General features: G+C 46.5%; 21 protein-coding genes and 1 other annotated feature. Of the genes, 4 read left to right on the forward strand and 17 right to left on the reverse strand.

All coding sequences use genetic code 11. The features are described 5' to 3' along the window. Positions 1 to 36: 36 nt before the first annotated feature. Positions 37 to 1,404 carry a TrpB-like pyridoxal phosphate-dependent enzyme gene (locus J0B03_RS03200; protein WP_207300428.1) on the reverse strand — a complete coding sequence of 456 codons (1,368 nt, stop codon included), beginning with the start codon at positions 1,402 to 1,404 and terminating at the stop codon, positions 37 to 39. Between the two features lie 58 nt (positions 1,405 to 1,462). Further along, positions 1,463 to 1,702, reverse strand: a binding site (T-box leader). Positions 1,703 to 1,841: 139 nt separating this feature from the next. On the opposite strand from J0B03_RS03200, the gene J0B03_RS03205 reads away from it, so the two are divergent. Beyond that, positions 1,842 to 3,026: a pyridoxal phosphate-dependent aminotransferase gene (locus J0B03_RS03205; protein WP_207300429.1), complete on the forward strand. Its 1,185-nt coding sequence runs from the start codon at positions 1,842 to 1,844 to the stop codon at positions 3,024 to 3,026. Positions 3,027 to 3,062: 36 nt separating this feature from the next. On the opposite strand, the gene J0B03_RS03210 is transcribed toward J0B03_RS03205, so the two are convergent. From J0B03_RS03210 to selD, 5 genes are read right to left on the reverse strand one after another with little or no spacing between them, the layout of a single operon-like run. Next, positions 3,063 to 3,545, reverse strand: coding sequence for a GNAT family N-acetyltransferase (locus J0B03_RS03210; RefSeq protein WP_207300430.1), 483 nt, complete (start codon positions 3,543 to 3,545; stop codon positions 3,063 to 3,065). Positions 3,546 to 3,569: 24 nt separating this feature from the next. After that, a complete protein-coding gene (locus J0B03_RS03215) occupies positions 3,570 to 3,806 on the reverse strand; it encodes a putative Se/S carrier protein (RefSeq protein ID WP_207300431.1) in 237 nt (78 codons plus the stop codon). Then, positions 3,803 to 4,945, reverse strand: coding sequence for an aminotransferase class V-fold PLP-dependent enzyme (locus tag J0B03_RS03220; RefSeq protein WP_207300432.1), 1,143 nt, complete (start codon positions 4,943 to 4,945; stop codon positions 3,803 to 3,805). The genes J0B03_RS03215 and J0B03_RS03220 overlap by 4 nt, the downstream gene beginning before the upstream one ends. Before the next feature lie 16 nt (positions 4,946 to 4,961). Next, positions 4,962 to 5,567, reverse strand: a complete 606-nt coding sequence (yedF, locus tag J0B03_RS03225; RefSeq protein WP_207300433.1) for a sulfurtransferase-like selenium metabolism protein YedF — start codon at positions 5,565 to 5,567, stop codon at positions 4,962 to 4,964. 13 nt (positions 5,568 to 5,580) lie between these two features. Further along, positions 5,581 to 6,612 (reverse strand): selenide, water dikinase SelD, encoded by a 1,032-nt coding sequence (selD, locus tag J0B03_RS03230; RefSeq protein WP_207300434.1) that lies wholly within the window; start codon positions 6,610 to 6,612, stop codon positions 5,581 to 5,583. Positions 6,613 to 6,775: 163 nt separating this feature from the next. Between selD and J0B03_RS03235 the strand changes: the two genes are divergently transcribed. After that, positions 6,776 to 8,239: a 4Fe-4S binding protein gene (locus J0B03_RS03235; protein ID WP_207300435.1), complete on the forward strand. Its 1,464-nt coding sequence runs from the start codon at positions 6,776 to 6,778 to the stop codon at positions 8,237 to 8,239. A 27-nt stretch (positions 8,240 to 8,266) separates the two neighbouring features. On the opposite strand, the gene J0B03_RS03240 is transcribed toward J0B03_RS03235, so the two are convergent. From J0B03_RS03240 to J0B03_RS03265, 6 genes are all read right to left on the reverse strand, one after another. Continuing rightward, the gene (locus tag J0B03_RS03240; RefSeq protein WP_207300436.1) at positions 8,267 to 8,605 is read right to left on the reverse strand and encodes a hypothetical protein; all 339 of its coding nucleotides are present in this window, start codon (positions 8,603 to 8,605) and stop codon (positions 8,267 to 8,269) included. A 73-nt stretch (positions 8,606 to 8,678) separates the two neighbouring features. Beyond that, positions 8,679 to 9,644, reverse strand: a complete 966-nt coding sequence (locus J0B03_RS03245; protein WP_207300437.1) for an ABC transporter ATP-binding protein — start codon at positions 9,642 to 9,644, stop codon at positions 8,679 to 8,681. Next, complete coding sequence (locus J0B03_RS03250) at positions 9,644 to 10,645, reverse strand: ABC transporter ATP-binding protein (protein ID WP_207300438.1); 1,002 nt, start codon at positions 10,643 to 10,645, stop codon at positions 9,644 to 9,646. Before J0B03_RS03250 ends, J0B03_RS03245 begins: the two co-directional genes overlap by 1 nt. 15 nt (positions 10,646 to 10,660) lie before the next feature. Beyond that, complete coding sequence (locus J0B03_RS03255) at positions 10,661 to 11,605, reverse strand: ABC transporter permease (RefSeq protein WP_207300439.1); 945 nt, start codon at positions 11,603 to 11,605, stop codon at positions 10,661 to 10,663. Next, the gene (locus J0B03_RS03260) at positions 11,606 to 12,535 is read right to left on the reverse strand and encodes an ABC transporter permease (RefSeq protein ID WP_207300440.1); all 930 of its coding nucleotides are present in this window, start codon (positions 12,533 to 12,535) and stop codon (positions 11,606 to 11,608) included. It abuts the gene before it with no gap. A 167-nt stretch (positions 12,536 to 12,702) separates the two neighbouring features. Beyond that, entirely contained in the window at positions 12,703 to 14,346 is a 1,644-nt protein-coding gene (locus J0B03_RS03265) for a peptide ABC transporter substrate-binding protein (protein ID WP_207300441.1), read from the reverse strand. 364 nt (positions 14,347 to 14,710) lie between these two features. On the opposite strand from J0B03_RS03265, the gene J0B03_RS03270 reads away from it, so the two are divergent. Together J0B03_RS03270 and J0B03_RS03275 are read left to right on the forward strand one after the other, a co-directional pair. Continuing rightward, positions 14,711 to 15,784 (forward strand): trigger factor, encoded by a 1,074-nt coding sequence (locus J0B03_RS03270; protein ID WP_207300442.1) that lies wholly within the window; start codon positions 14,711 to 14,713, stop codon positions 15,782 to 15,784. Between the two features lie 287 nt (positions 15,785 to 16,071). Next, complete coding sequence (locus J0B03_RS03275; protein ID WP_207300443.1) at positions 16,072 to 17,310, forward strand: YeeE/YedE family protein; 1,239 nt, start codon at positions 16,072 to 16,074, stop codon at positions 17,308 to 17,310. Positions 17,311 to 17,381: 71 nt separating this feature from the next. On the opposite strand, the gene J0B03_RS03280 is transcribed toward J0B03_RS03275, so the two are convergent. The 5 genes from J0B03_RS03280 to J0B03_RS03300 all read right to left on the reverse strand — a co-directional run bounded on the left by J0B03_RS03280 (position 17,382) and on the right by J0B03_RS03300 (position 21,831). Beyond that, positions 17,382 to 18,542: a mechanosensitive ion channel family protein gene (locus J0B03_RS03280; RefSeq protein WP_207300444.1), complete on the reverse strand. Its 1,161-nt coding sequence runs from the start codon at positions 18,540 to 18,542 to the stop codon at positions 17,382 to 17,384. 44 nt (positions 18,543 to 18,586) lie between these two features. Next, a complete protein-coding gene (rnk, locus tag J0B03_RS03285; protein WP_207300445.1) occupies positions 18,587 to 19,003 on the reverse strand; it encodes a nucleoside diphosphate kinase regulator in 417 nt (138 codons plus the stop codon). A 172-nt stretch (positions 19,004 to 19,175) separates the two neighbouring features. Continuing rightward, positions 19,176 to 19,604: a DUF3592 domain-containing protein gene (locus tag J0B03_RS03290; RefSeq protein ID WP_207300446.1), complete on the reverse strand. Its 429-nt coding sequence runs from the start codon at positions 19,602 to 19,604 to the stop codon at positions 19,176 to 19,178. Positions 19,605 to 19,656: 52 nt separating this feature from the next. Continuing rightward, entirely contained in the window at positions 19,657 to 20,589 is a 933-nt protein-coding gene (locus J0B03_RS03295; RefSeq protein WP_207300447.1) for a hypothetical protein, read from the reverse strand. Positions 20,590 to 20,742: 153 nt separating this feature from the next. After that, positions 20,743 to 21,831, reverse strand: a complete 1,089-nt coding sequence (locus J0B03_RS03300; protein ID WP_207300448.1) for a DUF5050 domain-containing protein — start codon at positions 21,829 to 21,831, stop codon at positions 20,743 to 20,745. Positions 21,832 to 21,841 lie beyond the last annotated feature (10 nt).

Below are 21,841 nucleotides of genomic sequence, written 5' to 3' on the forward strand. Positions count from 1 at the left end.
TCTGTAAATCAACTATAACAAACCACAGGTCCATAATCAATCCATTTTTGGCAGGCTTGAAAATCCTCTTTCCAGATCTTCATCCGTAGGCACGTAGTCGCTCATGGTTCCTTCATTGAATTGGGCATATGCTTTCAGGTCGAAATAACCGGTTCCCGTCAATCCAAACAATATGGTTTTTTCTTCTCCACTTTCCTTGCATTTCAATGCTTCTTGAATGGCACCGTATATGGCGTGGGCCGACTCCGGCGCCGGCAGGATCTGTTCCTTGTTGGCAAAGAGGGTTGCCGCTTCAAAGACGGTAGACTGTTCTACGGAAATGGCTTCCATGTATCCGTCATGATACAGCTTGGACAAGGTGGGAGACATGCCATGATATCGCAGACCTCCTGCATGGTTGGGTGAAGGCATGAAGCCGCTGCCCAAGGTGTACATCTTGGCCAATGGTGTGATCTTCCCGGTATCGCAGAAGTCATAGGCATACTTCCCCCTGGTCAAGGAGGGACAGGATGCAGGTTCCACCGCAACGATCCTGGGATCCGCTTTCCCCAATAATTTGTCCTGCATGAAAGGGGCCATAAGTCCGCCCAGGTTGGAACCTCCCCCGGCACAACCGACGATCACATCCGGATATTCATTTAGTTTCTCCATGGCCGCTTTGCTCTCCAATCCGATAATGGATTGATGGAGCAAAACCTGATTCAATACGGAACCCAGCGCATATCGGCAGTTGTCGTCTCTCATGGACACTTCAATGGCTTCAGAGATGGCACAACCCAAGCTGCCGCCAGTTCCGGGATTTGCTGCCAAAATGGCTCTGCCCACTTCTGTCGTATCGGAAGGACTTGGCACGATGGTGGCGCCAAAAGTCTCCATGACCGCTTTTCGAAACGGCTTTTGATCGTAGGACACTTTCACCATATAAACGGCAAGATCCAGACCAAAGAAGGAACATGCCATGGACAAAGCGGTACCCCACTGTCCCGCCCCCGTTTCCGTGGTCAACGACGTCAATCCCTGAGCCTTGGCATAATAGGCCATGGCTGCCGCTGCATTGAGCTTGTGGCTGCCCGAGGTGTTGTTTCCTTCAAACTTGAAATAGATCTTTGCCGGCGTATCCAGGGCTTTTTCCAGATTGTAGGCACGGATCAATGGCGATGGACGAAATGTTCGATAGTAATCCAAAACCGGTTCCGGTATGTCGATGTAATGGTTGGTCGTGTCCATCTCCTGCTTCGCCAATTCTTCGCAAAAGATGGGATACAGATCCTGGGCATGCAATGCCTCGCCAGTTCCCGGATGCAGGAAGGGATCGTGCTGCTCCTTCATGTCCGCCCGCACGTTGTACCATTGCTTCGGAATCTCCGTTTCTGTCAAATACGTTTTGTAAGGTACTTTTGCCATTGCTGATCATCCTTTCTTTTCTTTTTAAAATTTTGTATAAAAAAAACTTCCATCCCAACATTGGGACAGAAGTATTGTTCTGCGGTACCACCCGAATTGGCCCGTAGGCCCTCTCATTCCATGCACCATCATGCACGCTTCCTTGTTAACGGGCGAAGATCCCGAAGAAAGCTACTCTTTCCATTTCGCCTTCCCACTCACAGGGCCATTCCATCAAATCCACCTTGCCGCATTCCCACCACCAGCAGCTCTCTGAAAAGTTTTCCTTTGACATACTTCTCCTGTTCAACGTTTTATTTATTGTTACAACTATACAATCGGTCCACATCTTTGTCAACAACTATTTTCAAAAATTTCTGAAAATTTCATTATCCTTTCTAGCAGCCGATTCTCCTTTGATGTATAATACTTCTTAACAGCAAAGAAAGGAGTACCCCATGATCTCAAAAAAAATGCACGAATACGTAAAAAACAGTTCTGTGATCCGAGCCATGTTCGAAGAAGGCCGACGCCTATCCACCATATACGGCGCAGAAAATGTTTATGATTTCAGCCTTGGAAATCCCAATCTGGAACCACCGACCGAAGTAAAGAAAGCCATCCTGGAAATACTGAACGAGGAGGCTCCCACAACGGTCCATGGATACATGAACAATTCCGGTTACGAAGACGTTCGGGAAACCATCGCCCAGTCCATCAACAGAAAGTTTGACACCCAGTTTCATAAAGAAAACATCATTATGAGCGTAGGCGCCGGTGGAGGACTCAACGTGATCTTCAAAACCATTTTGGATCCAGGAGATGAAGTGATCACATTTGCCCCTTTTTTCGGAGAATACAAAAACTATGTGGCCAATTTCGATGCCACCCTTCTTGTGGTCCCTCCGGATACGGAAACATTTCAGCCCAACCTGGAAATTTTTGAATCCTATATCACAAAAAAAACAAAGGCTGTACTGATCAACTCTCCCAACAACCCTTCCGGTGTGGTCTATTCCGAAAGCACCTTGCAACAACTGGCGGATATTTTATACCAAAAACAAAAGGAAATGGACACCACCATCTATCTGATCAGCGACGAACCTTATCGGGAATTGGCATATGACGGCATAGAAGTGCCCTACCCCACCAAATATTACGACAACACCATCGTGGGATACTCCTTCAGCAAATCATTGTCTCTTCCGGGAGAGAGGATCGGCTATTTGGTGATCCCTTCCGAAGTGGATGATTTCGAGAACATGATCTCCGCCGCCAACATTGCAACGAGGATCCTGGGATTTGTCAACGCACCTTCCCTTTTTCAGAAGGTTGCAGCAAAATGTCTGGATGCCAAAGTGGATCTGGAGTACTATGACCGAAACCGGACCCTCCTCTACGACAGCCTTCGTTCCTTCGGTTACGAGTGCATCAAGCCTCAAGGGGCCTTCTATCTCTTCGTAAAATCACCGCTGGAAGACGATGGGGCCTTTTGTGCCAAAGCCAAGGAAAAACGCATCCTGCTGGTTCCCGGCAGCTCTTTCGGCTGTCCCGGATACGTGCGGATCGCCTATTGCGTCGCCTATGAAACCATCCAGCGTTCTTTGCCCAGCTTTCAAGCATTAATGGAAGAACTTAAATGATCACAAAAAAAAGGCCCTTCGGGTCTTTTTTTGATCCTATAATTCCAGGTAGTATAAAATAATATCTTCATAATATCCAGCCTTCATGTAAAACCCTTTCGGTATGATCCCCAAACGCTGAAATCCCAGCTGTTCATAGATGCGGATCGCCCCTTCGTTTGTTTTGACGACGGCGTTGAACTGCAGAAGGCCATATCCGTGTTCTTTTGCCTGGTTGATGGAATCCTCCACCAATCGTCGTCCGATCCCCTTGCCGCGCAAGTTTGGTGCTACCGCATAGGAAGTATTGCCGATATGGCCGCAGCGTCCTACGTTGTTGGGATGGAGTATGTAGAAACCGGCCACCTTCCCATCCATTTCCGCTACTCCGCAATGGGATTGGCCGGCAAAAAAATTTCTGGCCTCCGACAAGCTCAATCCATTCATCTGGGGAAACGAGTCTCCTTCTTCCACAACGATATGGTTCCAGATCTCCATCATGTCCTGAATGTCCCCATCCTCATATGCACGCAACTTCATGTCTGATCTCCACCTCCCCTTGTTCTACAACATCAACCGGTAGATCCCTTCGATCTCCAAGCCGGCTTCCAACGCCATATTTTTCAGCCCTTCTTCCTGTGTTGGATCGTCTCTCCACGCCAATCCGCAGCCGGCGGAAATGGCCCCCGGCAAAGGGATCATCCTCCCCTTCTGTCCCTTTGCTTTTGCGATTTTTTCAAAAGCCATGGCCCGGGATGTGGAAGAAAAAGACAATACCAGATACAACTTCCTCTCCCTCATAAAAGCTCCTTCGTCAAATTTTGTACAGCCTCCACGGCCTTCATTACTTCATCCGCCGCGTTGAAGTGCGAAAAGGAAAACCGCACCATTCCCTGTCGTTCTGTTCCAAAATATCGATGAACGCCGGGAGCGCAATGGGCTCCCGACCGGGTGGCGATCCCATATTCTTCCGCCAGCAGATCACTGACCTGTCCGGCATCCATCTCTCCCACATTCAAGGATACGATGGGCAGTCGAGCTTCTCCGGAAAAGTCTCCATAAAAAGTGATCCCTCTTCGTCCAAGAAGGCCATGGTAAAACATATTGGCAAGACGAATCGATTTTTCATAGACGACGGACACGCCGATCCGATTCAAATACCTGCACCCTTCCATCAATCCAGCCAGACCGTGGGTATTCATGGTGCCCGCTTCCAGTGCTTCCGGCAGGCCCTCCGGCATGTCACTGGAGAAGCTCTGTGTTCCGGTCCCTCCCCATTTCAACGGTTTTACCCGGGCCCTCGAACTCAGACAAAGGACTCCGATTCCTTGGGGGCCCAACAATCCCTTGTGACCGGACAGGCAAAGGGCATCGATCTTAAGCTCCTGAAAATCGATGGCCAGCAAACCGGCTGTTTGCGCGGCGTCCACAACAAATAACAAACCGTGTTTTCTGCATAGTTCACCTATGGGGCGAAGGTCCACCGCGTTGCCTGTCACGTTGGAACCATGACATGCTACCACCATTTTTGTTTCCGGACGGATCCGCTGTTCCAACGTCTCCCATTCCAGGATCCCCTGGTCTCTGGCTCCTATTTTCTCAACATGAACTCCTCTTTCCTCCATTTGGTGGAGAGGCCGCAATACACTGTTGTGTCCAAACTCCGAAGTGATGCAATGATCCCCCGGTTCCAGCGCTCCCTGGATCACCATGTTCAGACTTTCCGTTGCGTTGGCGGTCAAGACCACCTTCAAGGGATCTCCCACATGAAAGAAATCGGAAAGGACCTCTCGTCCCTCATACAAAGTACGGGCAGCCTCATGGGCAAAGTCATGGGATCCCCTGCCTGGAGAACCCAATGTTTTCATGGCTCTTACCATCCCGTCGATCACTTCCGGTGGTCGATGCAAAGAGGTCGCCGCATTGTCAAAGTAGATCATCGTTCGTTTTCCTTTCCTATGGGCGAACCACCTTGGCGGCTTTTCCCATGATCTCCGCAATGGTGTACATGTTGCTGACGCCGCCAATTTTCGGAGTTTTATCCAATCCCAAAAAATCGATACAGGTCCCGCAAGTGAGGATCTCCACACCCTGGTCTTCCAAATCCATCAGATCTTCCAGGCTTTCCGACCCTTCCGCCGTCAATCTGGCGCCACCATTATAGAACAAAATGGTTTCCGGCAAGGGATCCAATTCTGTTACTGCATAAATAAAACCTTTCATCAAGACCCGTCCCAGAACATCATCCCCGGTCCCCATGGTATCGGAAGAGATGGCGACCACCCAGGAACCCCCCTCATGCCCTGCCGAATTATTCTCCACCGATAAGACTTCCTGTTTCTTTTGAGTGATGACGATCCGATATTCATCCGAATCGATATCTGTCCATGTATGCTGCAAATGCATCTGGGTTGCCATCTTGACGATGTTTTCTACGGCAATGGAATTGTCCACCACCACTTCCAGTTCTTCTCCTGCTTCCATGTCGGCCAACATGTTTTTCGCCTCTATGACCGGTTGGGGACAGGCTTTCCCCTTCTCATCCAATATTCGTTTTGTCATATTCATATCCTCCCTATCTAATCACGATCTTGTTTTCTTCATCCTGTGTTACCGTACCGACGATGCCGCAATCCAGTCCCAGTTTTCGGACTTCAGCAAGTGCAATTTCCGCTTCATCGGCAGGTAGACTGACCAACAATCCTCCAGAAGTTTGGGGATCGTACAAAATCTCTTCCATTGCAAATGGTACCCCTTGAAAAACGACTCCAGACTGGAAATGATTTCGGTTCCGCTGTCCTGCTGCAGTATAGAAAAACTCATTGGCATAGCGTCTGGAATGTCGAATATGGGGTATCCGAATACTGTCGATCTGAGCACCTTTGTATGCTCCCAGCATCTCCCGTAGATGTCCAATGAACCCAAATCCGGTCACATCCGTACACGCATGGATATCGTATGCAAACAGCATTTCCGCCGCATATTTGTTCAAGGTGGTCATGGACGTTACCGCTTGCTCCATGGCTTTCGGATCGCATTGGCCCATCCGCTGAGCCGTCATGACGATCCCCACTCCCAGGGGCTTTGTCAGGATCAACCGGTCCCCAGCTTTGGGTGTATTGTTTTTTAAGATCTTATTCGGATGGACGGTCCCCATAACGGAAAGTCCATACTTCACATCCTGGTCCGCGATGGAATGTCCCCCCACCAAAACGCCGCCAGCCTCCATCACCTTGTCGTTGCCACCCTGCAGGATCTTTCCAAGTATGTTCAGATCCATGGATTCAGGAAAGCAGACGATGTTCAATGCAGTTTTGACAGTGGCGCCCATGGCGTAAAGATCCGACAAGGCATTGGCTGCTGCAATTTGACCAAACTGATATGGATCTTCCACCATGGGTGGAAAAAAATCCAAGGTTTGGACAACGGCCAAATCCTCCGTCAGTTGGTAGACCGCTCCGTCATCTGCACTGTCAAACCCAACCAGCAGGTTGGGATCCAATTTCTTTGGCAGTTTCTCCAAGACCGAAGAAAGGGCTCCTGCCCCTAGTTTTGCCGTACAACCGCCACCCTTGCAAAATAGTATATCTTCATTCAATGCAATCATCCTTTAACTTTCATTGTAATCATTATAACCTACCTGGTTTTGATTTCCAACAACCTTTCCCTTGGAAAAGAAATTGCATGTATACATTGACAAAGCTTCTGCTGTCTTTTATAATCTTCACTATACCCTTTGGGGTATGCAAAAATACATTCGGAGGTTGTATATGACAGATTTCTACATTAAGACAAATCGAATCTTTAGTCCCTGGAGAAAGTACGCTTGGATCTTTACCCTGACGGTCGCTGTTGGTGGCTTGTGGTTTCCAATTTTGGGACTGCTGGTACTACCCGTCATGGCGGGCTTGACCGTCACCGCCTTCTTCCGCGGAAGGTTCTGGTGCGGAAACATTTGCCCTCATGGCAGCTTGTTTGACAGTTTGGTATACCCCGTCACTTCGAATCGCAAGATCCCGAAATTCTTCAAATCCAAATTATTTGGATGGGCCTTTTTCGGATTTTTCACCTTCAACCTGGTTCGAAAATTCATCCGAGTATCCGCTTTATGGGGTACTTATCAGTTTTGGGAGAGACTGGGCTTCATCTTTGTTGCCAGCTATCTGATGGTGACCGTTGCAGGAGGATTGGCCTCTGTATTATTCAGTGCAAGAACCTGGTGCAATTTCTGCCCCATGGGCACTTTGCAAAAAATTTCCTATCGCATCGGTAAATGGACCGGACTCAACAAGGAAACCGATCTGAAGATCACTGCAGAGAGTACCGACATGTGCCATAGCTGCGGCAAATGTGCCAGAGTTTGCCCCATGCAGTTGACGCCTTACGAAGCCTTCGACGAAAATGGTCAGTTTGTCAACGAAAACTGCATCCGATGTTCCACCTGTGTTTATAATTGCCCAGGAGATGTTCTCCACCTCGCCAATGCCAAAGAAGCAAAAGCCATTCGTGAAAGTGTGGATTTGACCGGATATGAACATCGAAAAGCATTTCCGGCCACCATTGCCAGGATCACCCCTGTCAACGAAACCACCAATGAATACGTGTTCCACTTTGAAGACGACAACGTGGTATACCGATCCGGCCAGTTTATCCTGGTGAAGATCCAGGACATTCCGGAGATGTATCGGGCATATTCCATATCCGCTTTTGACATAAGTGCAAAAACCGTCACCATCGATGTGAAGAAAACACCCAACGGTTACGGTACCGGCATCATCTTCGACACCTTCGAGGAAGGTCAGAAAGTCACCCTTCAAGGTCCCATGGGCCATGAACTTCTGGTAGACAAGAATGCCAAAGAAGTGGTCCTGGTGGCCGGTGGTATCGGCATCACTCCCTTTAGAGCCATCGTCAAGGATCTGGTGGAAAATGATGACCACGAGATCGAAAAGTTCACTTTGGTTTATGGTGCCAATCAGGAAAAGGAATTCATGTTTGACGAAGAGTTCCGATCCTATGCCGATCAAAGCGACAAATTTGAGTACATCAAAGTCGTAGCCTTCGATGATTCCTATGCAGGACCAAAAGGCTTTGTCACCGACGTTTTAAAAGACATGGACTTGACCGACAATAAGATCTACATGTGCGGACCGCCTCCCATGACAAAAGCTGCAGAAAAAATGCTTTTATCCATGGACGTGCCCACAACAGACATCGCATACGAAAGCGCATAACAAAGAGGTGCCTCAGGCACCTCTTTTTCATGTTCCATACGTTCTTTCCCATAATTGCCGGTAGATCCCATACCACTTTTGCACGCAGTTTTCCAAACGTGCGTAGTGGATCAAGTAAGCGAAAAACAACCCTGCAAATATGACCTGCAAGATCAACACCAACAAGGATTCCAAAAGAAAAGACAACACAAAGAAAACCACCAGCATGCCTCCGGTAAACAAGGTGACGATCAAATGGACCAACCGCTCATGCTGCAAAAATTCGATCTGCTCTCCATGAAGAAGCAACAATGTTTCTGTGGAAATCACCCCCTTCTGGAGCTGCTCCTCCAACCAATCCTCATGCTCTTTGCATATCCTGATCATGTGCATTCTTCCTTTCCAGCAAAACAAAACACCACCGGATGTCCGTGTATGTCCAACGTCCGATGGTGTTTTATTAAATTTCTCCGATTCGGTGACAAGCCGCAAAATGATTTTCCTGCACTTCCCGAAATTCCGGTGTCACTTGCCTGCATTTGTCGATGGCATAGCTGCATCGATCCACAAACCGGCATCCTTCTTTCGGATTGATGGGGCTGGGTACATCCCCCTCCAGAATGATCCGCTGTCTGTTTCGCTGGATCTCCGGTTCCGGTATGGGTATGGCGGAAAGCAAGGCTTTCGTATATGGGTGCAATGGATTGTCGTAAAGCTCTTCGGAAGCTGCCAATTCCATCATGTGCCCAAGGTACATGACACCGACCCTGTCGGAAATATATCGGACCATGGACAAGTCATGGGCAATAAACATGTAGGTCAGACCCATTTTATCCTGAAGATCTTTCAGAATGTTGACGACCTGCGCTTGAATAGACACATCCAGTGCAGATATGGGTTCATCGCAAACGATGAATTTGGGATTCAATGCCAATGCTCTGGCGATCCCGATCCGCTGACGCTGCCCTCCGGAGAACTCATGCGGGAAACGCATGGCGTGCTCGTCGTTCAATCCGACGGTTTCCAAAAGTTCAATGACCTTTTGTCTCATTTCCTTTTTGTTTTTATAGATGCCATGGATCTGAAATGGTTCTGCTATGATGTCTTCTACGGTCATCCTTGGATTCAGGGATGCATATGGGTCTTGAAAGATCATTTGAAAATCTTTTCGAACTTCGTTCATTTCATGTCGGGATAATTCAAAAATATTTTTCCCGTTGAAGTGTACTTCTCCATCCGTTGCATCGTACAAACGGATGATGGTCCTCCCCGCCGTCGATTTTCCGCATCCGGATTCACCAACCAGACCAAAGGTCTCTCCCGGGTAAATATCAAAGCTGATGCCGTCTACAGCCGTCAACACTGCGCCTTTCCCAACTTCAAAATGCTTCTTCAGGTTACGTACTGAAATCAATGGTTCCTGCATCAGGATTCACTTCCTTTCCCGTCTTTTGCCATGGGATGATGCAACCAGCATCGACTCATATGCGTCGACGTATGCTCGGAAAATTCCGGCATGTGATCTTTACAAACCTTCATGGCATAATCGCAACGGTCGTAGAAGGCACAACCTTTAGGAGGTATGTAAAGATCCGGCGGGGTACCTTCGATGGATACCAATGCCTCGTCCCGATTCATATCCAGTCGAGGAACGGAAGCCAATAATTTTTTTGTGTAGGGATGTGCCGTGTTGGAAAAGATCTCATCGGTCAATCCCGTCTCTACGATCTGACCGGCATACATGACCACGACTTTGTCGCTGGTATCTGCCACCACACCCAAGTCATGGGTGATCAAAATGATGGACATGTTCATTTTATCCTGCAGGCTTTTCAGCAGATCCAGGATCTGCGCCTGAACTGTAACATCCAATGCTGTCGTTGGTTCGTCGGCAATAAGAAGCTGGGGATCAGAGATCAATGACAATGCGATCATGACCCGCTGTCTCATGCCACCGGAAAATTCGTGGGGATACTGATCGATCCTTCTATCCGGTTGAGGTACGGATACAAGTTCCAGCATTTCTATGGCTTTTTTCTTTGCTTCTTCCCTGTTGATCTTGTGATGCTTGACCAAACCCTCCACGATCTGTGCCCCTACTTTCATGGTTGGGTTCAACGATGTCATGGGATCTTGAAAGATCATTGCTATGTGATTTCCACGGATCTTCTGCATTTCTTTCTCTGTCTTTTTTAGCAGATCCTCTCCATTGAAAAAGATCTCTCCGTCTTTAAAAAATGCCGGAGGCATGGGCAACAGCTGCATGATGGAGTTGGCGGTCACGCTTTTCCCACAACCGGACTCTCCTACGATGGCTACTGTTTCTTTTCGCCCTACCTCAAAATTTATATGGCGGACAGCCTCTACTTCTCCAAAAAACGTCTGAAAAGAGACGGCCAAATTTTTAACTTCTAATATATTATCCATTGTTTCAACCTCTCTCTACTTGCGCAATCTTGGATCCAAAGCGTCTCTCAGACCATCGCCCAAAACGTTGAATGAAAACATGATCAATGAGATGAAAATCGCCGGGATGATGATCTGGTAGGCATTTCCTACGGCCATCCCTGCCAATCCATTGTTCGCCAAAGTTCCCAGACTGGACTTTGGTGCCTGCAGTCCCAAGCCCAAAAAACCCAAGGTGGCTTCCGCAAAAATAGCTCGGGGAATGGTCAGGGTAACGTTGACCAATATGGGACCCAGCGTATTTGGAAATATATGCTTGCGCAAGATCCATCCCTTGGTGGCACCCAGGGATTCCGATGCCAGGGAGTACTCGGCTTCCTTCAGTTGCAAGACCTGGCCTCGTACCAGGATCGCCATGGGGACCCAGCCGGTCAAACTCATGGCAAGGATCAGTACAAACATGGAACTGCCTCCCCCTTCCGGGTTCAATACAACGGAAAGAAGGATCACGACCAACAAATACGGGATGCTGTATATGACTTCGGCCACACGCATCATGATGCCGTCCACTCGACGGGAAGAGATGCCGGCGATACCGCCGTAAGTGATGCCGATCAAAAAGTCGATGAAGGCGGCAATGACGCCGATAGCCAGGGAATATCTGGCCCCGAACCAAACTCGCGTGAACAAGTCTCGACCCAATTCATCAGAACCAAACCAGAAGACGCTTCCTGGATGTATATTTTTCAATTTCAAATTTTGTTCAAAGTAGGTATATCCCGAAAGTCGAACACCAACGAAAGCCATGATGATCATCAAAACGATCAGGGTCAATCCGACCATGGCCAAATGGTTTTTGCGCAATCTTCTCCATACATCCGGCCAGAACTTGATGCTGGGACGACGAATTTTATCAACATTTACCAGATCTTTGTCTGCTTCAACAAATAATTCCGGCTTCAAATCCACTGGATTATTCACTTATCGTCCCTCCTTGGTCAGTTTTATTCTTGGATCGATCACCATGTAGGCGATGTCCACGATAAAGAGCATGGCAACCAGTATGATGGCGTAAAAAATGGTGGTTCCCATGATCAAGGGATAATCCCGATTGTTGATGGATTGTACGAAGAAACGGCCCAGTCCCGGGATCCCAAAAATCTTTTCGATAACAAAGCTGCCTACCAGCAGATTGGAGATGGTGGTCCCCAAAATGGAGATGACCGGCAAGATTGCGTTACGTACCGCATGTTTCAAAATAACGGCGGACCGCTTGATCCCTTTGGATTTGGCTGTTTTGATATAGTCCTGATTCAATACTTCCAGCATGGAGGAACGCATCAGTCTTGCCATGGTGGCCAAGGGCATCAATGCCAGTGCCAAGGATGGTAATAGCGTATGATTCCATGTTCCCCAACCTCCGATTGGAAACACTGCAAAATTTCTAGCGACAAATTGTATCAACACAGTACCCATGATGAACGAAGGAACAGATATTCCAATAATAGCGATGACCATGGACAAGTAATCCGGGAACTTGTTTTGATACAATGCGGCCAGGCTTCCCAGCGCAGGTCCGAAAACAATGGCGATCAACAACGCCTGTCCACCCAATTGCGCCGATACGGGAAAGCCTCTGCTTACCATGTCGTTTACGGTCTCCACCCGAGATTTCATGGACGCTCCCAAGTCGCCTTGCATCAAATTTCCAAGGTATATGACATATTGCTCCGGCAAGGGTTTGTCCAATCCATATTGGGAAAGAAGGTTTTCATAGACAGCCGGCGGCATTTTGCTTTCCGTTCGGAAAGGGTTGCCAGGTACAGAATGCATCAATAGAAAGGTGATGGTTACAACTGCCCAAATGGTTACAACGGACATGACCAATCTTTTTAATAGATATTTTGACATCTTTCTTCTCCTTTATGGACATGATCGCTACAACACGAAAGCAAGGTCCATACTTACTAAGATTTATCTTAAAAGAAACCGGGCTCTATTAAAGTAATAGAGCCTCGATTTCCTTAAATAGACTTGTAAATGGTATCAAACCATTCCTTGATTGTCAATACAAATACTTACTTTTCGATGTCCGCGTAGATGAAATACGGATATCTGTTTACGGGCTTGTAGATGCCTGTTACATAAGATTTTTGTGCATACGGTTGGGTGTAGAAATAGATCGGAGCTACTGGCATTTCTTCCATTAAAATCGCTTCCGCTTTTCTCATGGCTTCCATACGCTCTGCCTGATCCGTAGAAGTTCTAGCAGTTTTTACATATGCGTCATATTCTGCATTGGAGAATCTGGCATCATTGTACGGTCCGTCGGTGACCCAAAGGTCGATGAATGTCAACGGGTCGATGTAGTCGCCGATCCATCCAGCACGGGAAATCTCGTAGTCGCCTGCTTTTTCTCTATCCAGTTTGACTTGGAAGTCGACGTTTTCCAATGTGATTTCAATTCCCAGATTAACTCTCCACATTTCTTGGATCGCTTCTGCAATTTTTTGATGTCCTTCGCTGGTGTTGTACAGCAGGACCGGTTTGAAATCGGCTACTGCCATTCCTTCTTCTGCCAATCCTTCTTCCAGCATGGTCTTAGCTGCTGCTGCATCAAAGCTCAGGAAGTTTCCGGAACCATCTCGGAAATCTTTACCAGACTCATCCGGGATACCGTAAGGTACTACGCCTTCTGCCGGAGTTTGTCCCCCTTGGGCTACATCGGTGACGATGGATTCACGGTCGATGGTCAAGGAAAGAGCTTTACGAACTTTTGCATTGTTGAAAGGTTTCACTTCGCTGTTAAAGTTGTAGTAGTATGTAGCCAAATCCGCACCGATGACCAGTTCCGGATTGTTTTGTTCTGTCATTTGCGCTACTACAGTTTGAGGCAATGGAGTCAAGAAATCGAACTCGTCGCCTTCGTATCGTTGCCATGCCGTGTTTGCATCGTCAAGAATGGCAAACTCGATGCCGTCCAAATTTACCAGGTCTGCTGCATAGTAACCGTCATTTTTAGACAATGTGATGCTGGCATTGTGTACCCATTCGGTCAACAGGAAAGGACCATTCGATACGTAGGTGGACGGATCTTTCGCCCAGTCCGGATTGGATTCGTCAAGATCTTTGCTGATCGGGAAATAGCAGTAGAAAGAAGTCAGCTCCAGGAAGAATCCTGTGGGAGATTCCAACACTACTTCCAACGTTTTTTCGTCCAATGCTTTGACGCCCACGTCATCCATGGTTGCTTCGCCGGAGTTGAAAGCTTCCCCATTCTTCAGATAGAAGAATTGATAGGAATAATAAGCTGCCGTTTCCGGATCCAATGCTCTTTTCCAGGAATACTCGAAATCTTGAGCTGTTACAGGATCTCCGTTGGACCATTCCACACCGTCTCTCAATGTGAAGGTATAAGTCAGTCCATCATCCGACATTTCGTAGGATGCGGCCATACCAGGTACAATCTCCCCAGTTTGACTCTTTTTCATCAGACCTTCAAATACATGGTCCAATACCCAAGACTCATGGGTTCCTTGTGCCAACGCGGGATCCAGGGATCCTGGTTCGCTGGAGTTGTTCGTTCTTAAAATCTTCGGTTCTGCATTGCCGTTGTCACCGTTGTCACCATTGTCTCCATTGTCTCCTCCGGAACATGCGGTAAAGAGCAAGGCCAAAACCAGCAGTACGCTTAAAAGTACCGCTCTTTTTTTCTTGTTCATGTTACATTCCCCTTTCTTTAATAAATAGAATATACTACGGTACTATCTTATCATTTACACCCCTAAAAAACAATCGTTAAATGGTCACAATATTCCAACAAATTGTAATATTGCATCGTTTTCAGTATTTATATTCATATATTATGTATATTTACCAATCCTAATCAAATTTTGCTCAATTTCTTGAATGGCTATGCAAGATCTCCCCGGATGTTCCGATTCATTTTCATTGGACCTCCCTGATCATGAAACGGATTCTTTTCCCACCACCTTAACCTTTTCTTTATTTTTTCACCTTTTCTGTTTTCCGGTGCTCTTTCATGTATAATAGTACAATCAAAACATACGCATTGGAGGCAATTAAATGAAAAAAATCGCACTATTCCTGTTGTTGGCCGGCATACTGACCGTTGCAGCATGTTCTACTACCGACGATGAGGAATTTGGCTACAGCAAAGGAATCGATGAAGACGGATACTGGAAAGGGATCACCGCAACTGACCATGTAGAACTGGTGGATATTGGATCCATCGAGATCCCCGCAGAAGTCCATGAAGTATCAAAAGAGAGCCTGGATGAACAGATAAATAGTGTTTTAGCCTATTTTTCAAAAGAGGAACAAGTCAAGGACCGTCCTGTGGAATCCGGTGACAAGGTCAATATCGATTACGTGGGTACCGTTGACGGTGAAGCCTTTGAAGGCGGGGACACACAGGGCAACGGTACGGATGTCGTCATCGGGGAAACACAATACATCGATGACTTTCTGGATCAGCTCATTGGAAAAATGCCGGGAGAAACCTTCGACATCAACGTAACTTTCCCGGATGATTATGGGGTGGAAGAACTCAACGGAAAAGACGCTGTGTTCCGCACGACGGTGAATCACATCTCCATTTCAAACACACCGGAACCAACGGATGCATTTGTTGCAGAAAATCTTCAAGAAACCTATGGTTGGACCACGGTAAAGGAAATGGAGGAAGGATTTACGAAAGAACTCCAGGATACATCGGTATCCCTTTACATCCAGGACTACATCGTCCAAAACTCAGAAATACTTGAGACTCCGGAGACGTTGATCACCTATCAGGAAAACGCCATGGTGGAATATTACAAGGAATATGCCAAAAGCAGCGAAATGGAACTGGATGCATTCCTCAGCGCCTATGTCGGCGTGGAGAACACGGAGACCCTGCTGGAAACCTACGCGGATGACCATGTAAAAGCTGCCAACTATTATTTGATCCTGCAGGCCATTGCAGAATCACAAAAAGTAACAGTAACGGATGAAGATATTACCAACTATTTCAAAAAAAATATGGAACTGGACGATTATTCCGAATTGGAAGAGCATTATGGTCTGCCGTTTATCAAGATGAGTGTACTGCAACAGAAAGTCTTGGATACAGTGGTGGAAAACGCCACTTTCAAGTAGATCGCGAAACAAAAAACTTAAATCATAAAAGTCAAGAACCGGATCCATGGATCCGGTTCTTGTTGTCGCCTAGAACTCTAATGTAACATTAGCAACTCTTATAACATAACAGGGTAAATATTTGTTAAAATTAAGTCGTTAAAGAAATAACATTTGGAGGCCATGCATCGGGACCATTCCTTATTTTTTTGGGAAATTTTGAATTCTCGATCTGCTTTTAAAGAAGTGGTTTCATGGTGTTCGATGTAAGGTTTTAAAAAATATTTTAGAAAAAAGGAGAAATCAGTATGGGTAAAAATTTCAACAAGGGACAAGCAACTGTAGGATTTATTTTGATCTTAGCCATCGCTGCTTTCAGTCTGCTTTACTGGAAAGTGAACATCAAGTTTGACTCGGTGCACCTGGTCACCGGCGTTATCATCGGTTATGTTCTTTCCCGATCCAGATTTGGATTTGCAGGCGGAGTAAAAAGAGTATATGTAACAGGGGAAGCCAGCTTAACGACGGCACTAATGCTCATGTTCGGCATAACGACCGTTGCCGTTGGGGCGATCCATTACACCGGATTGGTCCAATTTACACCTTTTATCAATCCCGTAACCTTGGGACTATTCCTCGGAGGATTCCTGTTTGGGATGGGAATGATCCTTGCCGGAGGTTGTGCATCCGGAACATTGACCGACTCCGGTGAAGGAGAAGGTGGCGCCTGGATCGGTTTGATCTTCTTTATTTTAGGTTCTGTTTTAGGCGTTTATGTAAAAGATGCCATCACCGCAACCTCCATCGGCAAAGCAGGTACAGGCATTTATTTGCCCGATTACCTTGGAATCCCGGGAGCGATCCTTGTATCTTTGCTGGGGTTGTTCGCCATCTACTGGTTGGCCAAATCTTATGAAAACAAAAGAAAAGCCAACGATGCTTATGAGAAGACACAATTCGCCGATTTCGAAGCACCGATCCAAGATGATGGTCCTTTCCAATTGTTCAGCTTCAAAACCTATCATAAATTGTTTGTGGAAAGATGGACATTCATCACTGGAGGAATTCTTTTGGCCTTTTTATATGTGTTCATCGTTGTTACTTCTGGAACACAATGGGGCGTTACCGGTGTGTTCACTTCCTGGGGCGTTGGATTTCTTCAATTGCTTGGCATGGAATTTCCCGGTGCCGGTTTTGCAGGAGCCGTTTCCGATGTCAATAACGGCTTGGTCCTCAGCAGTGTGGGCATGAGAAATGTCGGTCTGATCCTAGGTGCATTGGCCTACTTCCTGACTGCAGGTCGATTCAAATTGAACTTCAAACTTAAGCCCGTAGACATATTGTTTTATGCCATTGGAGGCACACTGATGGGCGTTGGTGCACGGTTGGCCAATGGTTGCAACGTAGGTGCTTTGTTCTCCGGAATCGTCAACCTGTCACTAGGCGGTTGGGTTTTCTTATTGACCATGACTTTGGGCGGCCTTTTCTCATTGAAAGTGTTTGCAGGCAAAACCAGTACGGTACCCATCGTACGATGCAAGAAATAATCTTCCATTCACCTTATAAAAAGAGCAGGAAGTTCCTTTTTGGACTCCCTGCTCTTTGTTGTTTTAGCCTTCTATTGGTTTGTAATCATCCGGTTCAGGTCCTTCCCGGAAGGCAGCTGATACAGCTCTAAATCAAATCGAGGCGCCATTCCAATGACGTGTTCCATGATTTCCGACTGTATGCCTTCATAAATGACCCAATCCACTGTATCTGCAAAAGCATAGATCTCCAGTGGTATCCCCTTTTCTGTCGGAGCCAGTTGCCGGATGATCTGTAGCTGGCTTTGCTTTATGTTTGGGTGATTTGCCAGATACCCTTTTAAATATCGTTGAAATGCACCCATATTTGTGTCGGCACGTTTTTTTTCCTTTGGATCGGATCCTTCCATTTCATGAATGATCTTCTCGTAACGACCCCATGTTTCATCGCTGCAAAAACAAATGCTTGATACATCGATCAAGATCGCACGCATGATACGCCTGCTGCCTGTCTCCTGTATTCCACGCCAGTTTTTAAACGAATCTGAGATCAGTGCATAAGCGGGAACTGTCGTGATGGTCATATCGAAATTTTGCACTTTGACGGCATTCATGGTAATGTCGATCACATCTCCGTTGGCTCCATACTGGGGCATTTCGATCCAGTCACCGATGCGCAGCATATTGTTGACCGACAATAAAACACCAGCCACCAGACCGAGAATGGTATCTTTGAAAATGAAGGAAAATACGGCAGCAACAGCTCCCAATCCACTCAGCAACACAAAGGGATTGGTGTCCACGAAGCCGGCAACGATCAACAGCAAGGCCAAAACGTAAACGATGATCTTGATGACCTGCAAAAAACCCTTGATAGGTTTCTCCTTGGAAACCTCCAGCGTGGAATAGATATCGTTGACGCTGTCCAAAAAAGCACCTGCCACGTTGGCAAACTGCAACAGCAACAGCATCACCATTATGGTGCGGACGATGGATTCCAAAGATCCAAGGAACCCCGCACCATTGTAAAAAATCAATATGGGGATGAGAAATATCAATTTGTGTAATACTTTGTGCCGCATGAGAATACTGTCCCATTGATAGCGGTTTTTGTTGATCCGCTTGATCAAAACAGGTATGACTATTTTTTTTGTTACAAAGTATACGACCCAACTTACCAGGAGCAGCAGTAAAAATGTCAAGATCACTCCAAACACTTCTGAAACTCCGACGCCCCAATCCATGGTTTGCATAAAAAAATCTTTAAAATAGGAAATGGTTTTGACCTCCTTCCTGCTTATCGATCAAAGTTTCCTGCTGCTTCCGGCTGATAAAGGATCTTTTCAACAATGATTTTGACCTTCCCGTCCGGCACTTCCCATTCCACTTCATTTCCTTCCCGATGCCCCAACAGCGCCGTGCCTACCGGAGCCATTATAGAGATCTTGTTTTCCATGGCGGCTGCTTCGTTGGGATACACCAATGTGATCTCTTCCAAATCATCCAGATCGTCGTCAAATCTTATTTGAATGACGGAATTCATGGTGATGACGTCAGGTGGTATTTTATGAGAATCCACAACAATAGCCCTGCCCAACTCCTTTTCCAGCTCTTCCAAACCCCCACGGTTTCCACTCCCAAATTCCTTTTGATATCCTATTTGTTCCAATATTCTATTTTTATCCAGTTCTGTAATGTAGATCTGTCTCTCCACTGCTTTTCCTCCCGTTTATCATAAATTTAAATTTCCATGTGTATTTAAGTGGAATGTCCTTATTGTATCATATCTTATTGGTCAATTTTGCTTCTTCTCTCTATTTGCATCATTATCTATCGATGATTCCTTGTTATAAGAAAGGGAGGCAAGTTACCGCCTCCCCATATTGCTACCGAACTCTTCGCCGTCGCAGGATCTCTCCTGCAAACAACGCCAAACCCAATCCTGCAGCTATGACCCCTGGTACATACAAGTCGGAGGTCGATGCAAGGATGACTTGACTTGGATCCTCTGGATCGTAATACACGTCCACACGATCCCCAACCTGATAAGCAGACGCACCATTCCGAATTTTTGATACGCTGGACTGGGTCCTTTTCAGATCGCCTGCCATGGTACGATATTCCAAAACGGGATAATACATGGTCGAATTTTCGGAAGAACGCCCAGGTCTGTATACCTCTACCACTTCCACCACTTCTGCTTCCACCCGGATCCCGTCTCTTGCCATTGTGATATTGCGGAAGATCCAATAACTCCCTCCCAAAACCAGTATTGCACCCAACACTATAATCAAGCCCGGCAATGCTTTTTTCATAATGACGCCTCATTTCCCTTAACAGAATGTTACGCCTTTTCTCTTCAGAAACTTATTTTACACCAAGTCTGTTCAATCGTTCTCCCAAAAAATCGCGGACCGGTATCATGTTCCATTCAAACAGACCGTACCCCAAACAACTGCCTGTAGCTACCTTGATATCTGCCATATCCAACAATTCTTCATGATTCTTGCAAGCTTCATCCAAAGCTTCCAGCAATCTTGTATCCAACGGCTTGTGATTGATGAACAAAATCAAGTATTCCAGTTTGCCGCTGGAGTCGATCTCCAGCTTATGATTTACATTTCGAAACATTCCCATCTCCATTCGCTGATTGAACAATGTTTCCACTTCCAACGCCAATACCCGGTGTTGTTCGTCCCGAACAAACCCCTCCAGATCGGAAAAGCGTTTTTCAAATCCATTATAACCGGTCAAATCCCTGTCTCCATATTTTAGATCCAAAATGGAAAAGGTGGGGATCTTGCAGGCATTCCGCTCCTTGTCCAAGCACGGCCATTTGACAGCCAACATGTCAAACCGGGTATTTTCATGTGGATTCACATAATCCCAATCAACAATAAAATAATCCGTTTCTTCGGAAGCGCTTCCCCAGTTGTTTTCCCTCAAGATCGCTTGCTCGTATCCACGCACCTTTTCAGGATTTTCGAACAGCCACTGATTCATTTCTTTTTTCAGCAAGGGAATATGTTTTATATGGTCTTCAATGGTTTTCAGTTTATCTATGGCCGGAGAACCATGATCGCTTTTGTGCCGGTTTGTTGTGTGAGAATCGTCAAACTCCGCCCTGTATGTGTAGCGATTTGCTTCGACACGCAAAAGCACACCTCCCCGATAATATACCTCTACCAGATTGTCTCTGATGGCCAGATCAAGGGTATCATCCGTTTTTACTGTAGCGAGCAATTGCCTCAATTCCCCTTCCAACAAATCCGTCATGAATCGATGTGAAAGTTCTCTCATATCGCACCTCCATATTGTGTAATTCAGAATATATTTATAACTTTATGGTACCCATTCTCTTTCCTCAATAATCGTGTGTTTCAAGAATTTGTCAAACAAATATCAAAATGAAAAAGAGTCGCCGGAGCGACTCTGCTTTCCATACCATGATTTTTATTGGATTTGCTGCACATAGGTCTGGTTTGCACCATCCAGATCCATTACCGATATTCTTCGTTGGGCATCGTTGTCATGCCAAAAGATCTTCCCTCCGGCGATATTTACGTCAAACATGTTTTCTGCCTTAAAAATCAAAGTCTCTTCTCTGGAATCCTTGTTTCTCCTGTAAAATCCCTGGTCTTCATTGTCCTGTCTTCTTCCGGACCAATAATAGTACAAAATTCCCTCGTATTCGTTCAGATAGTTCACCCATTTATCCGTGAACACCGTCTGTGCTTTTGCAACCGTATCATATCGATAAGTGTTGCTCGTATTGTCTCTCAACTCGTAATAAAGATCTGTACCTCCCACATGAAACATTCCTCCGAAAGTATCCTCGATAATGGGTACCGGCGATTGACTGCCGTCCAGGGGCATCTCATATATGTTGGTGACATATCCGCCATCCAGGTCTGCCATTACATAGATCCTGTCATTGATGATGGCCACGTTATCGTAAATATCCTCCAGTAAAAGTGTTTCCTCACTGCCATCGGCTTTCATGCGGTACAAACCGCCATCGATGACCTCCGTAAAGTAGAGGTATTCGTCTTGGAGGATCAAAACCCCAAAAGTCCCTTCCTTCAGGATCGAGAAACCGGTGCCATCCGTATTGATGCGAAAGATCCCATAAATGTCGAACCCGTCACCGCCTTCTTCGGGTGGTATCGATCCGGCTGCAAATACCACTCCTCCGCTGACATTCAGGTGGTGGAGTCTTCCTTCCAACAGCAGTTGACTCTCCCCGGTCTCGATGGATGTCGTCCAAATATTCCCCTCATACATGCGATCTACATGGAAGATCTGGCCTTCATAGGAGGCCGCCATACCCTGGTGGAGAAGATTGGTTGGCGCATTTCCAGGCCCTTTCAATGCCGCAAGATCGATGGATCCAGGAGGGTCGCCACTATCGGCCGGCGGAGGTATTTCTTCTCCATCCCCGGTCGCACCATCATTGGAACCTCCGTTTGTACCACAGGCAATCAATGACAACATCAAGAAAAACAAAAGAATCACTACCCAGACAATTTTACTTTTTTTCAAAGCAATCCTT

This window comes from Alkalibacter rhizosphaerae (assembly GCF_017352215.1).
GTDB lineage: Bacteria > Bacillota > Clostridia > Eubacteriales > Alkalibacteraceae > Alkalibacter > Alkalibacter rhizosphaerae.